A 14,412-nucleotide genomic window follows, 5' to 3' on the forward strand; every position below is an offset into this window, starting at 1 on the left:
TCTCGTCAGCTCATCTGTCGCCCTTCCCCCGTAGGCGCGTCGGTCGTGGGGCTCTCTGCCGGTACGGCTTCGCCGCGCACCAGATCGTCGAGTTCGGCGTTCAGCCGGATGTCGCCCTCGTCCTGGGCGGCGTCCGGCCGGCTGCTCCCGCGGACGGCGACGGCGATCCCGGCCAGGCCCATGGGGAGCGCGACGAACACCGCGGCGGTGCGCATGCCTCCCGGAGCGGAGAGGACCTGCGCGATGAGGGGTGGCCCGAAGGCTCCGCCGGACTTTCCGACGGCCGCGGCCCAGCCGCCTGCGGTTCCCCGTATGGCCATGGGGTAGATCTCGGCCGTGTAGGGGCCGATGAGGGCGATGACACCGGCGGTTCCGGCGAACAGCAGCATCACGGCCGTGAGAAGGACGGACCTGTTGCCGTCCATCCCTACGACGGCGAGCACGAGCAGTGCCGCGACGGTGAGGGACGCGTAGACGACCATGGTGCCCCGCGCCGACCAGCGCATGTAGAGCCAGGCGGCCACCACACAGGTGGGGATGGACAGCAGCGAGGAGATGAACAGCAGCGTGGCCGCCGACATGCCGTGCCGGCCCGAGGACTCCAGCTGACCGGGCAGGAAGGTGATGAAACCCCAGTAGACGAGGCCCCACGCGAGTGCGTAGCCGCTGACGACCAGCGTCTTGGACGTCTGTGGACGCCTGAACAGGGTGGACGCCGGGGTGCGCCCGGGCTGCGACTGCCGGGCGGTGAAGGCGGCCGACTCCGGAATCCAGCGGTTCAGCGCGATCAGGAGCAGGACCAGCGGCAGTTGGGCGAACCACAGAACGCGCCACCCGGTCAGCGGGATGAGTACGGCGGCCAGTCCGGCGGCCGCCATGTAGCCGCCGGTGGTGGTGAGTCCGGCCTGGAGCACCATGATGGCCGCGCGCCGGCCGGGCGGCAGGCTCTCGGTCATCAGGGCGTAGACGACCGGCAGCATGCCCCCGGCCGCCATCCCCATCAGCGCGCACATGACCAGGATGCCGCCGAAGGTCGGCATGGCTCCGCACACCGTCGTACCGAGGAAGAGCAGGGACGCGATGAGGATCGTGGCCCTGCGCCCGATACGGTCCGCGGCGCGGCCCCACGCGAGGGATCCCAGTACCGTGCCGCTCAGCGCCACCGTGGGCAGCCAGGCGACCTCGGAGGCGCTGAGGTGGAACTCGGCACGCATGCCGGGCTGGATGAACGCCAGAGTGGCAGGTTTCATCTGGTCCACCAGCAGCGCGAAGCTCAGGACGGCGATGAGACGGCGGCGGTGGCGGCTCGCCGGGGTCGACCTCGCCGGAGCGGGGGCGGGGGCCGGAGCGGGGGCGGGGGCCGGAGCGGGGGCGGGGGCAGGGGGAGGCGCGGCCGCAGGACCTGCTCCTGGTCGCGGCATGACCGCGAAACCGGAGAGCACCACGCCCACGACGATGGCCGCCATGGCGCCCCACATCACCCACGACATCCCCATCATCGCCATGTGGAATCCCATGGACGCGGAATCGATGAACATCCACACGTGCTGGCCGACGCCGGCGCAGTTGAGGGCGACACCGGTCCAGAACATCAGGGGCCTGGGTATCAGCGATGCCGACGGTTCGACCGGCGGGCCCGGTGCGACCACGGACAGCAGGGGCCCGTGGCCGGGCTCCGGGAGTGTCATCCGTTCCCTCTTTCCGGGTGAGGAACGGGGCAGCTCCCGGCCCGGACATCCTCGAAGTAGCGTTCTGCGGGGCGCTGTTGCCGGGCGTGCAGCACCATGACCGTGCCGAGCACCAACTGGCGTACGCCCCGGGTGACGTCCTCCACCCCGTCCCGCAGCCTGATGAACGTCCGCAGCGCATGGAGGCGACGGGGCCGGGGAGACAGGCCGCGTGGAATCAGCAGGCAGGGCGCGCGGTGCGGGATGGAGCGGGTGTGCGAGGCCGTCGAGTCCAGCCGGTACCGGTTCAGCACCTCACGGACCGCGGCGCGCAGCACGAGCGGCGACAGCCGCCAGGCCGGGCAGGGCCGGTTCGCCGCCACGCCGTACGGGATGTGGTGGACGTCCCTGGCGGCCACGTCCGTCCAGCGGTCCGGGTCGAACTCGTGGGGCCGTTCGTATCCGGTGGCGTGGTAGTCGGGGTAGTTGAAGCACACCACGGAGCCGGTCGGCAGCACGGTCGCGTCGTCGAGCGGAATCTCGCCCGTGGTGATGCGGTGGGCGATGCCGAACAGCGGGTACAGCCGCATCGTCTCGTCGAGCACCTGCGTGAGATACCTGTCGTCCTCCGGATCGGCCACCAGGCGGTGCTGCACATCGGGGTGGCGGGCGAGAGCGAGCAGGACGTGCGCGGTCGCCTCGGACAGCTGGACGACCGCCGTGTTGAAGAAGGTCCCCTGCAGGTAGTGCACCTGCTCCGGCAGCGACAGCGAGGCGGGCAGCGGGTGCGCCACGTCGCCGGCCGCGACACGGCCGCGCAGATACGTGGTCAGCCGGGCCCTGCGCCGCGGATGGCGCAGGCCGGTGCACTTCAGAGCGGTGATCACATCACCGGCGTGCGCGGTGATCAGGTCGCGGGCGTGCGGGGGACACGGCTCCTGGAAGACCAGTTCGTAGGTGAACGCGGCCCACGCGGGCATCACCAGGTCCCGCAGCCGTACGAGACTCACCCGGGTGTCCGGCACCGCGTCCAGCGCTCCGGCGACGGCGCGGCCGGCCGCCGCCGTGAGTGCGGCGGAGCTTCCGGCGACCATGCGCCGCGTCGTCGCGGCCACGTCCTCGTAGCGTTCGCCGGGCTCCAGGTGCTCCTGGTGCACCTCGGGACCCGGTGCCAGCCAGTACCAGAACAGATCCGACAGGCCGGCCCCCTCGCTCCGTCCGTCGGCGGCCGGGTGGGCGTAGACCCGCTCGAAGACCTCAGGCCCGTGCGCCGTGCTGGGCAGGGTCACCACCCGGTCGCCGTTGACCTTCTCGAAGAGGCGCACGCGCAGTGCCACCACACCGCGCGGCAGCCACCATGTGTCCGTTCCCGTCCGGCCGCTCACCATGTCCCGCCCTTCCGTACGACCGAACCGGCCGTCAGATCGGAGTTCCGGCGCCCTCCGCACAGGGCCAGGGTGTGGTCGTACTCGTCGCGCAGCGTCGACAGGACGCGCCGTACGCCCGGCTCCCCCTCGGCCGCCAGGCCCCACACGACGGGGCGTCCCACGCCGACGGCCGCCGCGCCCAGGGCGATCGCCACGGCCACGTCGCTGCCCCTGCGCACCCCGCCGTCGACGATGACCGGCACCCGGCCCGCGACCGCGCGGACGATCGCGGGCAGACAGTCCACGGCCGCCGGGACGGCATCGCACTGGCGGCCACCGTGGTTGGAGACGATCACCCCGGCCGCGCCGTGCTCGACGGCGAGCTCCGCGTCGTCCGGATGCAGTACGCCCTTGACCAGTACGGGAAGTGGCGTACCGCGCACGGTCCCGGCGAAGTCCGGCCAGCGGACCGCCGGGGACATGGGGATGTCCGTGAGGGCCCCGGGCCCGGCACCCGGCAGGTCGCGCATGTTCTCCGCGGCGTAGCCGGGCGGAAGGTCGGTGAACCCGTTGCGCAGGTCCCTGGTGTGCCGGCCGAACACCGGCGAGTCGACGGTGACCACCAGCGCCGTACAACCCGCTTCCTCGGCACGCCGCACGAGCGCTTCGGTGACCTCCTGGCGTGGATGCGGATACAGCTGGAACCACACGGCCGGGGCCGGGGCTGCCTCGCGCGCCGCGGCGACGACCTCGGCGACCGCTGTGGTCGCCGCCGTCCCCGTCACCAGGACCGCGCCCTCGGCGGCGGCGGCGCGGGCCGTGGCCAGCTCACCGTCCGGATGGACCAGCCGGTGGAAGGCGGTCGGTGCGACCAGCACCGGCGCCGCCCGGGGGGCGCCGGGCAGATCCACCGCGGTGTCCCGTTCCTCGCTGCCGCACAGCACCCTGGGCAGCAGCCGGTACCGGTCGAACGCCTGCTCGTTCTCGGCGAGGACGCGTTCCTCGCCCGCGCCGCCCGCCACATAGTCGTAGGGCACCGGGTCGAGCGACTTCCGTGCCGTCTCGTGCAGTTCGCGGAGCGTCACGGCGCCACCGTGGTGGCCGGCGTGGCAGGGCTCCGGTGCGCGGCGAGGAAGGTGCTCAGCGGGGCGCGGTGGACCTCCTCGTCGTCCCACTCGTTCTCCAGGTTCTCCGTGATGTGGTGCTCGGCGACGAACGCACCGTCCCGGTACCAGCGCACGACCGGATGCAGATAGCGCCCGTCCAGCCCCGCCACATCCCGCTGGGTCTTGCGGCCCGCGGTGACGTCGAAGGGGTCCACCGAGTCGTGGTCGGCCCCGTACTCCAGGGTGATCACCGCGTACGCGTCGACATCGCCGAAGTCCCCGGCGCGCACCGCGTCCGGCACATGGTCGACGGGGACCTCCTCGGCGTAGCGCAGTGTGCCGTCCGGGGCGAGCAGCAACAGGTCACCGAGGACGGCGAACTGCTGCCACAGCGCGGAGGACCGGTTGACGCGGGTGATCACCGCGTCGACGGCCCGCTCGGTGGCCTCTCCGAGTGCCGTCACCGGCCAGGGCTCGCCGTGGTGGCGCTGCCGCAGCCCCCGGTGCAGGGCCCGCACCGCGTAGCGGAAGCCGTGGATGAAGCCGGTCGTGGACTTCCTGAAGTCACGGCCCTGCATCAGCGTTCCCGCGAAGTACAGGCCGGGGACGTTGACCGACTCCCCGATGGGTGTCAGGGCAGGGAAGCGGCCGTCGACGATCAGGTCCGGTGTGCACGTGTCGTCGAAGACCGAGGCGTCGAACCGGAATCCGGTGGCGACGATCACCCGGTCGTAGCGGAGGTCCTTGACCACCTCGTCCGCCCGCTCGAAGGCGACCGGGACGCGGAAGCCGTCCTCGTCCCGGTGGATCGCGAGTACCCGGCCGTCGAGGAGGGCGTTCTGCGACTTCAGCTGGTAGCTGTCCAGGAAGTTGTTGTACACCGCGCGCAGATGTCCCACGTAATGCGTTCGCCAGGCCATTTTCAGCGAGCCCGAGCCGACGACATGGATGACCGCCGCGGTCTCCATCAGGTTCTCGGCCGTCTCGAAGGCGGAGTTGCCCCGCCCGATGATGAGCACCCGCTGGTCGGTGCAGGACGCGGGATCGGTGTCGATCGTGTCGTAGCGTTCGGCCAGTTCGACGCCCGGGACCGACGGCAGGTTCGGCAGGCTCATTCCGGTGGCGGTCACCAGACGCCGGGCCCGCCACTCCTTGCCGGTGTGGTCGGTGACGGTGAAGCCCTCGTCGTCGCGGGAGACCCTCTCGACCGCGGTGTCGTACCGCACGCGCACCCCGGTCCTGGAGGCGAAGTCCGTCAGGTAGCGCACCAGATCGTCGGCCGGCGGGAAGTAGCGCGGGCTGTACCGGGTGAACAGCAGCTCCGGGTCGTCGCTCAGCAGGGAGTTCCAGTCCATCCGCAGCCTCAGCTCCGGATCGTCGTACCCGGTGTGCACCTTGTTGTTCGAGATCAGATACCGGTGCCGGGGAAACCGCGTGAAGAACGTGCCCGGACCACTGCCGCGCTCCAGAACGACGTAGTCCGCGCCGTCCCGCTCCAGGAAGGCGGCGAGTTGCAGTCCGGCGGGCCCCGCTCCGATGATCAGATAGTCATGGGTCATGTTCCGGAAGCTATCCACCGGAATTCAGAGCGCTCTGAGATTCCCCGCCTACGTTTCCCGGCGTGCTCACCACCACGGACAGCGTCTCACTCACCGGTCCCCTGGACTCCCCCGCCCTGCTCCGCGCGGCGGCACCGCTCACCGTCACGGTGGACGACGCCGCCAGGTCGCGCCTGGACCGCGGCCGCCGGCTCTTCCACGATCTGCGGCACGGCGACGGCGACGAGACCCCCGCGATCTACGGCGCCACCACCGGATTCGGCGCGCTGGTGGGATACGCGGGCCGGCCCGAGGAGGCCGACCAGTGCGACAACACCCTGGCCCATCTCGGCGCGGGCCAGGGGCCCGACCTGCCCCAGGAGATCTGCCGCGCCGCCCTCCTGCTGCGTACCCGGTCCCTCGCCCAAGGGCTGTCCGGCGTGTCCCCCGAGGTGGTCGACCGGCTCGCCGCGATGTTCGCCACGACCTTCACGCCCGCCGTACCCCGCTACGGATCGGTCGGGGCGAGCGGAGACCTGATCCCGCTCGCCTACGCCACCCAGGCACTGCGCGGCCGGGGCCACGCCTATGTGGACGGCCGCCGCATGCCGGCCGCCGAGGCTCTGACCGCCGCCGGTCTGCGCCCGCTGGTCCTGGACGGCCGCGACGCTCTCGCCCTCGTCAACGGCACCTCCGTCACCACCGCGGCCCTGGCACTGGCCCACGACGCGGTCCGCGCGGCGCACCGCTCACTCATGGACCTCACCTGTCTGCTGGCCGACCTGCTCGGCTGTGACCCCGGCTTCCTCGATGTGGATCTGCTGCGCGCCTACGGCCACACCGGTGCGATCGACGCCGGCGCGCACATGCGGCGCACCCTCATCGGCACCATGCCGTCCGGCACCCGGCCACTGCAGGAGCCGTACAGCATCCGCTGTTCCCCGCAGCTGCTCGGCGCGGCCGAGGACGCGCTGCGTTACGTCGACGGAGTCGTCGCCGCGGATCTCGCCGGTGTCAGCGACAACCCGCTGTTCTTCCACGACGACACGGGGAAGAAGGAGGCCGCCGGGAAGGCCAGGGTGGTGCACGGCGGGAACTTCTTCGGACAGCCCGCCGCGTTCGCCGCCGACCTGCTCGCCTCCGTGACCGCCCAGTTGGGCAACCTCGCCGAACGCCAGCTCGACCTGCTGATGGACCCGGCGCGCAACGGGGGCCTGCCGCCGATGCTCGCCACCGTGCCGGGCGCCCAGCACGGTCTGCAGGGCGTGCAGCTGGCCACCACCGCGTTCGTGGCGGAGATCCGCCGGGCCGCGACACCGGCCGGCATGCAGAGCCTGCCCACGAACCTGCACAACCAGGACGTCGTGCCGTTCGGGACCCAGGCGGCCCTGCGCTCCTACGACATGGCGGAACTGCTCGGTCTGCTGTGCGGGTCGCTCGCACTCGGTCTGCGCCAGACCGTCCATGTCGGCGCCCGGCGTCCCACCGCCCCCGGGTGCGCCGAACTCCTCGACGCCCTCACCGACCTGATCCCGCCCGTTGATCCGGACCGTCCGCTGGACGCGGATGTACGCGCCGCGGCACGCCTGCTCGCCACCCGCGCTCTGCCCCGACCGGACGTACCGGACCGGGGACGGGCCGGGGTGCGTACTCCGGGAACGTGATGGTGAACCGGGCGCCGCTCCCCGGCCGGCCGGCCGCGGCGACCGTGCCGCCGTGGTGGGTGACGACCTCCCTCAGCAGCGCGAGCCCCAGCCCGTACCGGCCGCCGTCGCCTGCGCGGTGGAATCTCTGGAACAGGCGCTCCGCCCCGGCGGGTTCGAACCCGGGTCCGGTGTCCGAGACGGCCAGACCGACCGCGCCGGCCGAGCGGGTCAGGGTCACCTCGATCCGCCCGCCGGCCGGAGTGTGGGTGATCGCGTTGGACAGCAGTTCACCGACGGCGCGGCGCAGCGCGGACTCGACACCGTCGACGTACAGAGGATGCGGCGGGCCCTCCACGACGGCGACGAGGCGTCCCTCCCGCACCCGGTCGGACTCCTCGGCGACCACTGACCTGGCCAGCGCCACGAGATCGACCGGACGGTGCTCCGAGCGCCGCGCCGGGCCCGTGGTGAGGCTTGCCGACAGCAGCAGGTCGTCCAGCACGTCGCCGAGCCGGCCGACCGAACCGACCAGCCGGGTCAGCCCTTCACGATGCGCTCCCGGCAGCTCATCGGCGGCCGCCTGCCGCACCAGCACCTGTGCCCGCGTGTACACCAGGGTGAGCGGGGTGCGCAGCTCATGACTGGCGTCGGTGACGAACCGCCGCTGCCGGGCGAGCGCCTCGGCCAGCGGCGCCACCGCCCGGCGCCCGAGGACCACCCCGGTGACGGCCGCGGCGAACAGCCCCACCAGCTCCGCGACGCCCAGCGCGGTCCACAGGTGGTCCCGGTCGGCCAGCTGGAAGCGCAGGTCGAACACCGCCTGCACGGGCTTCTCGCCCCGGAGCTGCGTGCGCACCAGGTACTCCGTGTGGTTGCGTCGTACGGTGCGCTCCACGGGCTCGTCGGTCCTGAGCACCTGGTCCACGTCGGCACGCATCGGGAAGCCCGACGGGGCGTTCGGCGGTGGGGTCACGCCGGGTGCGTACAGCCAGGTGCACACGGGCGGGCTCGACAGGTCGCCGTACGCCGCGCCGTAATGCAGCTCCCGCCGCACCTGGTCGTTCTGCGCCTGCACCATCACCCCGTACGAGACAGCGCCGGCGACCGTGATCAGCAGTGTGATGGTCACCCCGGTGATCACGGCGATCCGCAGCCGCGCCCCGCGTACGGCCGCCCGCTCCGCGTCCGCCGATGACTTCACAACGCCCCCAGGCGGTACCCGACTCCGCGGACCGTGCGGACGACCCGCCGGCCCAGCTTGCGGCGCAGGTAGTAGACATAGGTGTCGACGAGGGACGAGGCGGATGCCTCCTCGAACACCGTCCGGCGCAGCTGCTCCCGCGAGTGCACGGTCTCCGGGTGCGAGGCGAGCACCCACAGCAGCTCGAACTCGCGGGCCGCGAGGGTGATCCGCTCGCCGTCGGCGAGCCTGACCTCCCGGTGGCCGACGTGCAGATGCCCCGAGCCGATGCTCAGCACATCGGTGCCGTCGAGTGCCCGGCGGCACAACGCCCTTAATCGAGCGCTGAGTTCGTCGAGGGAGAAGGGTTTCACCAGGTAGTCGTCGGCGCCGGCGTCCAGCCCGTCGACCCGGTCGTGCACCGTGCCCATCGCGGTGAGCAGCAGTACGGGGGTGCGGACCGCGCTGGACCGCAGCCGCCCCAGCAGGTCGATGCCGTCCAGCACCGGCAGACGGCGGTCGAGGACCAGCACGTCGTACCGCCGGGTGAGGCCGAAATGCAGGCCGCGGTGGCCGTCGGCCGCCACATCGACCGCGTACCCCTCTTCCCACAGCACTTCGGCGAGCATGGTGGCCAGCTCGCGGTCGTCCTCGACGAGCAACAGCCGCCACGGATCCCGCGTACGCCTCTGTCTCAACGTCTCAGTCTCCTCACCCCTCCCCGCAACACCAGTCAACGCCGTTGCGCGTCATGGGGTTCCCGGCCGGGCGGGGTGCGTCCCGGCCGGGCGGCGGGGCCACTACTGTTTCGCATCAGATCGGATAACACAGGACAGAGAGGGCGGGACAGTGGCACTCGACATCAATGAACCGTTCGGACAGAACTGGACGCACGCCGCCCAGTTCGGCATCGCGTTCGCTCTTTCCTGCGCGATCGGGTTGGAACGGGAGATCCGCCAGAAGGCCGCAGGGCTGCGCACGTACACGATCGTCGGGCTGGGGGCGGCCCTGTTCACCCTGGTCAGCAAGTACGGCTTCAGTGACGTCCTGGTCGAGGGACGGGTGGTGCTCGACCCCTCGCGGGTGGCGGCGCAGATCGTGTCAGGGCTGGGCTTCATCGGCGGGGGCGTCATCTTCGTCCACCGGGGTTCCGTCCGGGGCCTGACCACGGCGGCCTCCATCTGGCTCACGGCGGCGATCGGAGCGGCCGCCGGTGCCGGCCTCCCCGTCCTCGCCACGCTGGCCACCCTCTCGTACTTCCTGGTCGCCTACGGGGTGCGACCGCTCGCCCACAAGCTCCCGGCGCTCCGTAACCTGTCCATCGGATACCGGATCACCTACACCGAGGGAATGGGCACCCTGCGGGAGCTGGTCAACCACTGCACCGACGCCGGGTTCGCCATCTCGGAGCTGACCACCCTGACGACCGGGGGCATGTTCCGCCGGCGGGAGCGCGAGTCGCCGCGCTCGGCCGAGGGGACCGTGGAGATCGCGCTCAACGTCCAGGGACGCGGTGACGTGGACGCTCTCACCGCGCGGCTCGCCGGCACGTCCGGCGTGCTGGCCTGCAGCAGGAGTGATCTGGCCGACGAATGACACGGCCAGCGGCTGCCCGGTCGCCTTCCGGCAGCCTGCTCGGCATCAGGTCCGGGCCCTGGGCTGCCAAGCGGCGGTCACGGTGTCTACTACGCCGTCGCGAGGCAGCACATATTCGGCAAGGTCGCCTTCGACAAGGCGCTGTCGATCCCGCCGCCGGCAGAGTCGAAGACCGACGCTCTCCCGGCCGTGGAACACCGAGCGCCTATACCTCTCGCCGGGGGAACGCGCCGAGATCGTGGTCGCCTTCGAGCCGGGCGAGCAGGTCGAACTGCGCTCGTACCCCTCGGAGTACGGCGGCACCCTGGGACGGCTCGACGGCTTCGACGACCGCCTCGACATCTGCCGGTTCCGGGCCGCGGACACCCTGTCCGACGACGCCGGGATACCTGCCACGCTCGGCGTCGCGCCGGACCTCGCCGGCGAAAAGGCCGCCCAGGAACGCTCGTTCGTGCTCTCGTCGGACCGGATCAACAGCCGGTCGATGGCGATGGACCGCATCGACTTCGGTGTCCGCGAGGGCACCGTCGAGGTGTGGGACGTGGTCAACGACAACGGGTTCCTGCACAACTTCCACGTCCGACAAACCAGCACGCCCACCTTCCGGGTGACCGCAACGTGCGACCGAACACATCGGACTTGATCGTCTGGAGGGAACCGGGGCGGCACCACCGGCCGTCGTTCAGGCCCGGGTGTAGCCGCCGTCGGCGAAGAGTTCGGCGCCGGTGACGAACGACGAGGCGTCCGAAGCCAGGAAGAGGGCGGCCTCGGCTATTTCCTCGGGTTCGGCCAGCCGCCCGAGTGGCACGGTGGCCTCGGCGAACCGGTCGGCGTCCTGCCCCGCGGCACGCAGCAGAGCAGGGGTTCGCGTGGGTCCCGGGCTGAGGACGTTGACACGGAATCGGCGCTCTCGCGACTGCCGGGCCCAGTTGTGCACCAGGTTGCTCAACGCTGCCTTCGAGGCGCTGTAGACCTCGAGTTGCTCATTGGGACGCACGCTGTTGCTTGAGCCGATGACCAGGATGGAGGCGTTCTCCGCCAGCAGCGGAAGCGCCTTCTGGACGGTGAAGAGCGGGCCCTTGACGTTGACGGCGAGGGTCAGGTCGACGTTCGCCTCGGTGTGGGCGCCGAGCGCGGCGTCCGCGGCGATTCCCGCGTTGGCCACCAGCACGTCGATACGCCCGGCCTCCTCGCGGACTCGCTCGTAGAGCGCGTCCAGGTCGGCCAGGACCGAGACGTCGGCTCGTACGCCGGTGGCCGCCGGACCCATCTCCTCGACTGCCGCGTCGAGGCGGTCGATGTCCCGGCCGGTCACGAAGACCCGTGCGCCCTCCTGGACGAAGCGGTGGGCGATGGCCAGCCCGATCCCGCTGGTCCCTCCGGTGATCACGGCCACCTTCTCCTGCAGCACGCCTGCCATGTCGATCCCCTTCAGTTGTGGAATGGATCGTCCATAACGTAGGCAGTAATGGACGATCGAGTCAAGAACGGATAGCCTGAGGGCATGCCGAGACCACGCGCATTCGACGAACGCCAAGTCCTGGAACGGGCCCGGGAACAGTTCTGGGCGACCGGCTACGCGGGAACCCGGATGGACGACATCGCCCAGGCGACGGGCCTGGGCAAGGGCAGCCTGTACGGCGCGTTCGGCGACAAGGCCAAGCTGTTCAACCAGGTGTTCGGTGACTGGTGCACCGCAGTCGTCGAGGTGGCCGAAGGACTGCTGGCAGGTGGTCCGGACGCAGAGGCCTTGGCCCGGCTGTCGGGATATGTGCACCTGATGGCGGAGAACACCGCCTCCGACACGGAGCGCCGCGGGTGCCTGTTGGCGAAGGGCGCGGCGGAACTGGCCCAGCAGGATCCGACCGTCGCCGACCGGTCCGCCGAAACCATGACGGCACTGCTGACCCTGCTCCGGACGGAGATCAGCGCCGCCCAGCGCCACGGCGACATCGACAGCGCCGCGGATCCGGAGCAGTTGGCGGCACTGCTGCTGACGGTGGTCCGCGGTATCGAGGCGGTGGGCAAGGCCGGCCTGGCCCCGGAGAAGCTGCGGAGCATCGCAGACACCGCACTGGCGGTCCTGCCGATGCCCGAGGGCCAGAAACGCCGCCCATGACGGTGCCGGGGCTGCCGACCCGGCACCCGGCCCCGGTGGTCAGCTCTTGCGCGGTGCGTCAGCTCCGCCCGGTGCGTCAGCTCCAGCCCGGCGGGTCAGCTCCGCGCGGTGCGTCAGCTCCGCGCGGTGTCGTCGCCCGCCTGGCCGGCGCCCTCGGCTGAGCCCGCCTTCTCGCGCATCTTGCGCACCAGCTCCGCCTTCCGGTCGGCTGCACCCTGGCGGTCGAGGTTGCGGTGCGGACCGTTGTTCTGCCGCTCGGTCCGGGACAGCTTCTTGCGCTGGCCGCCACCCATGCCCACGGGGTTGTTGATGTTCTTGCTCACGGTCATGGGTTCTCCTGGAAGTGATGTGCAGTGATCTACGGATTCATCGGCGGGGGACGGGCGGCGACGTCGAAGGACGTCAGCAGGGCCGCATCACGCTCTCACTCACAAATCGGCGTCCGAAGAACATGCCAAAGACGTTACCCGGTTCCGTCGACCCCGCACACCAACATCTTCGCCGCCCCGACGAGACAGACCGGCGACGTGGCCGGAACCGCGCAGCACCCGGCAAGGGGCGCTCACTCTCCGTACGCCTGCCGCCACCGCGTCCGGTGCCGGGTGTCCCCCTGCCCGCCGCCGTTCACCTCGCCGAGCGACAGCAGAGAGGCTCCGCTGTTCCACAGTCCGAGGTGGTCACGGTGTACGGCGAGGATGCCGTGCTGCACCGCGAACCCTTCGGATGGCCGGCTGAACCGCGTGGTCGTCACGAACACGGCCAGATCGGCGCCGAAGTGCACCTTGGCCCCCAGCAGGTCACGCATCTCACGGCTCGCGATCGCCCTGGTCGGCGCGTAGCGCTTGCACTGGATGACCATGGACCGGCCGTCCGGGAGACGACCGAGGACGTCAGCACCGTTGTCATTCGCGCCGCCGACCCGACGTACGTCGGTACACCCGTCGCGTCGGCACAGGACCGCGACCTGCTCCTCGAACTCCGTGCCCGTCATCGCGTCCATCTCGGCGAGTGTCCGTAGCCCGTTCTCGACCCTGTCGGCCTGCCGCCACAGACGGTCCCTTTCCCGGGCCTCCCGGTCCGTACGCCAGAACCACCAGGCGGCCGCACCCGCGCCGCCCAGCACTGACGCGCCGACGATATAAGGCCGGACCGCAGGCAAGAAGACCATCAGCAGGATGATCGCAGCGGCCCCGACGACCACGCGCTTGAGCCGGTCCGCCCTCCGCCTCCGCGCAGCCGCACCTCGCCCCCGTCGAGCCGCCATGCACGCCCCCTCCCCCTCGCTCCCGTCCAGCAGTCTGCCCAACAAGGCGCGTCACGAGTAGGGCTCGAAGTCGGCCGGCGCGATCCGGCCACGCACGGTTCGCCCGGAGCGGTCCGGCGTGTGACCCGTCCCGCTTCCCTCGGTTTGGTACCTTTCACTGGACACGTAAATCGATCGGATGTTCGTTTTTGGGATCTCCGAAACGTCCGTTGTCGGCAGTAGACGCTCACGTGCTCCTACGTGCGGCGTGCCACTCAATCGGACGGGGCTGAAGCTCATGGCAGGAACCGATCACGAAAAGGCGCTGGACACCGCGCTGGCACAGATCGAGCGAAAGTTCGGCAAGGGCGCGGTGATGCGCCTGGGTGAGCGGCCGAACGAACCGATCGAGGTGATCCCCACCGGGTCCACCGCGCTCGACGTGGCGCTCGGCGTGGGCGGGCTGCCGCGTGGCCGTGTGGTGGAGGTGTACGGCCCGGAGTCCTCCGGTAAGACGACGCTGACGCTGCACGCCGTGGCGAACGCACAGAAGGCCGGCGGCTCGGTGGCGTTCATCGACGCCGAGCACGCCCTGGACCCGGAGTACGCCAAAAAGCTGGGCGTCGACACCGACAACCTCATCCTGTCCCAGCCCGACAACGGCGAGCAGGCGCTGGAGATCGTCGACATCCTGATCCGTTCCGGTGCGCTCGACCTGATCGTCATCGACTCCGTCGCGGCCCTGGTGCCCCGTGCGGAGATCGAGGGCGAGATGGGCGACTCCCACATGGGTCTGCAAGCCCGCTTGATGAGCCAGGCGCTGCGGAAGATCACCAGCGCGCTCAGCCGGACGAGGACGACGGCGATCTTCATCAACCAGCTGCGCGAGAAGATCGGCGTGATGTTCGGTTCGCCGGAGACCACGACGGGTGGCCGGGCGCTGAAGTTCT

Annotated in this window: 13 protein-coding genes and 1 pseudogene; 5 read left to right on the forward strand and 9 right to left on the reverse strand. The window is 70.9% G+C overall.

Annotation, left to right across the window (positions count from 1 at the left end; all coding sequences use genetic code 11):
- Positions 1 to 5: 5 nt before the first annotated feature.
- Genes AB0C75_RS20610 through AB0C75_RS20625 form a run of 4 tightly spaced genes read right to left on the reverse strand, consistent with a single transcriptional unit; the run spans position 6 to position 5,699 of the window.
- Complete coding sequence (locus AB0C75_RS20610) at positions 6 to 1,688, reverse strand: MFS transporter (RefSeq protein ID WP_362892791.1); 1,683 nt, start codon at positions 1,686 to 1,688, stop codon at positions 6 to 8.
- Positions 1,685 to 3,055 carry a cytochrome P450 gene (locus AB0C75_RS20615; RefSeq protein ID WP_362892792.1) on the reverse strand — a complete coding sequence of 457 codons (1,371 nt, stop codon included), beginning with the start codon at positions 3,053 to 3,055 and terminating at the stop codon, positions 1,685 to 1,687. Before AB0C75_RS20615 ends, AB0C75_RS20610 begins: the two co-directional genes overlap by 4 nt.
- Positions 3,049 to 4,119 carry an alpha-hydroxy acid oxidase gene (locus AB0C75_RS20620; RefSeq protein ID WP_362892794.1) on the reverse strand — a complete coding sequence of 357 codons (1,071 nt, stop codon included), beginning with the start codon at positions 4,117 to 4,119 and terminating at the stop codon, positions 3,049 to 3,051. Before AB0C75_RS20620 ends, AB0C75_RS20615 begins: the two co-directional genes overlap by 7 nt.
- Positions 4,116 to 5,699, reverse strand: coding sequence for an NAD(P)-binding domain-containing protein (locus tag AB0C75_RS20625; protein WP_362892796.1), 1,584 nt, complete (start codon positions 5,697 to 5,699; stop codon positions 4,116 to 4,118). Before AB0C75_RS20625 ends, AB0C75_RS20620 begins: the two co-directional genes overlap by 4 nt.
- Before the next feature lie 62 nt (positions 5,700 to 5,761).
- On the opposite strand from AB0C75_RS20625, the gene AB0C75_RS20630 reads away from it, so the two are divergent.
- Entirely contained in the window at positions 5,762 to 7,342 is a 1,581-nt protein-coding gene (locus tag AB0C75_RS20630) for an aromatic amino acid ammonia-lyase (RefSeq protein ID WP_362892798.1), read from the forward strand.
- A gap of 46 nt (positions 7,343 to 7,388) precedes the next feature.
- Here AB0C75_RS20630 and AB0C75_RS20635 read toward each other — a convergent pair.
- Both AB0C75_RS20635 and AB0C75_RS20640 read right to left on the reverse strand, forming a co-directional pair.
- A pseudogene (locus AB0C75_RS20635) lies at positions 7,389 to 8,402 on the reverse strand (HAMP domain-containing sensor histidine kinase); the annotation flags it as partial.
- Positions 8,403 to 8,521: 119 nt separating this feature from the next.
- Positions 8,522 to 9,202 (reverse strand): response regulator transcription factor, encoded by a 681-nt coding sequence (locus AB0C75_RS20640; protein ID WP_362892800.1) that lies wholly within the window; start codon positions 9,200 to 9,202, stop codon positions 8,522 to 8,524.
- Between the two features lie 151 nt (positions 9,203 to 9,353).
- Here AB0C75_RS20640 and AB0C75_RS20645 point away from each other — a divergent pair, with 151 nt between their 5' ends.
- Positions 9,354 to 10,100 (forward strand): MgtC/SapB family protein, encoded by a 747-nt coding sequence (locus tag AB0C75_RS20645; RefSeq protein ID WP_362892802.1) that lies wholly within the window; start codon positions 9,354 to 9,356, stop codon positions 10,098 to 10,100.
- 238 nt (positions 10,101 to 10,338) lie between these two features.
- The gene (locus AB0C75_RS20650; RefSeq protein WP_362892804.1) at positions 10,339 to 10,743 is read left to right on the forward strand and encodes a hypothetical protein; all 405 of its coding nucleotides are present in this window, start codon (positions 10,339 to 10,341) and stop codon (positions 10,741 to 10,743) included.
- A gap of 39 nt (positions 10,744 to 10,782) precedes the next feature.
- On the opposite strand, the gene AB0C75_RS20655 is transcribed toward AB0C75_RS20650, so the two are convergent.
- Positions 10,783 to 11,520 (reverse strand): SDR family oxidoreductase, encoded by a 738-nt coding sequence (locus AB0C75_RS20655; RefSeq protein ID WP_362892806.1) that lies wholly within the window; start codon positions 11,518 to 11,520, stop codon positions 10,783 to 10,785.
- 84 nt (positions 11,521 to 11,604) lie between these two features.
- Between AB0C75_RS20655 and AB0C75_RS20660 the strand changes: the two genes are divergently transcribed.
- Positions 11,605 to 12,219 carry a TetR/AcrR family transcriptional regulator gene (locus AB0C75_RS20660; RefSeq protein ID WP_362892808.1) on the forward strand — a complete coding sequence of 205 codons (615 nt, stop codon included), beginning with the start codon at positions 11,605 to 11,607 and terminating at the stop codon, positions 12,217 to 12,219.
- A gap of 113 nt (positions 12,220 to 12,332) precedes the next feature.
- On the opposite strand, the gene AB0C75_RS20665 is transcribed toward AB0C75_RS20660, so the two are convergent.
- Both AB0C75_RS20665 and AB0C75_RS20670 read right to left on the reverse strand, forming a co-directional pair.
- Positions 12,333 to 12,548 (reverse strand): DUF6243 family protein, encoded by a 216-nt coding sequence (locus tag AB0C75_RS20665; protein WP_362892810.1) that lies wholly within the window; start codon positions 12,546 to 12,548, stop codon positions 12,333 to 12,335.
- A gap of 233 nt (positions 12,549 to 12,781) precedes the next feature.
- A complete protein-coding gene (locus tag AB0C75_RS20670; RefSeq protein WP_362892812.1) occupies positions 12,782 to 13,387 on the reverse strand; it encodes a restriction endonuclease in 606 nt (201 codons plus the stop codon).
- A 373-nt stretch (positions 13,388 to 13,760) separates the two neighbouring features.
- Here AB0C75_RS20670 and recA point away from each other — a divergent pair.
- Positions 13,761 to 14,412, forward strand: a 652-nt coding sequence (gene recA / locus AB0C75_RS20675) for a recombinase RecA (protein ID WP_362892814.1), incomplete at its 3' end; no start/stop codon positions are given.

This window comes from Streptomyces sp. NPDC048565 (assembly GCF_040650935.1).
Taxonomy (GTDB): domain Bacteria; phylum Actinomycetota; class Actinomycetes; order Streptomycetales; family Streptomycetaceae; genus Streptomyces.

Bases quoted from the DNA above. Each gene is read 5' to 3' on its own strand.
- AB0C75_RS20610 (WP_362892791.1), bottom strand. From the start codon at position 1,688: ATGACACTCCCGGAGCCCGGCCACGGGCCCCTGCTGTCCGTGGTCGCA.
- AB0C75_RS20615 (WP_362892792.1), bottom strand. From the start codon at position 3,055: ATGGTGAGCGGCCGGACGGGAACGGACACATGGTGGCTGCCGCGCGGT.
- AB0C75_RS20625 (WP_362892796.1), bottom strand. From the start codon at position 5,699: ATGACCCATGACTATCTGATCATCGGAGCGGGGCCCGCCGGACTGCAA.
- AB0C75_RS20655 (WP_362892806.1), bottom strand. From the start codon at position 11,520: ATGGCAGGCGTGCTGCAGGAGAAGGTGGCCGTGATCACCGGAGGGACC.
- AB0C75_RS20660 (WP_362892808.1), top strand. From the start codon at position 11,605: ATGCCGAGACCACGCGCATTCGACGAACGCCAAGTCCTGGAACGGGCC.
- AB0C75_RS20665 (WP_362892810.1), bottom strand. From the start codon at position 12,548: ATGACCGTGAGCAAGAACATCAACAACCCCGTGGGCATGGGTGGCGGC.
- AB0C75_RS20670 (WP_362892812.1), bottom strand. From the start codon at position 13,387: ATGGTCTTCTTGCCTGCGGTCCGGCCTTATATCGTCGGCGCGTCAGTG.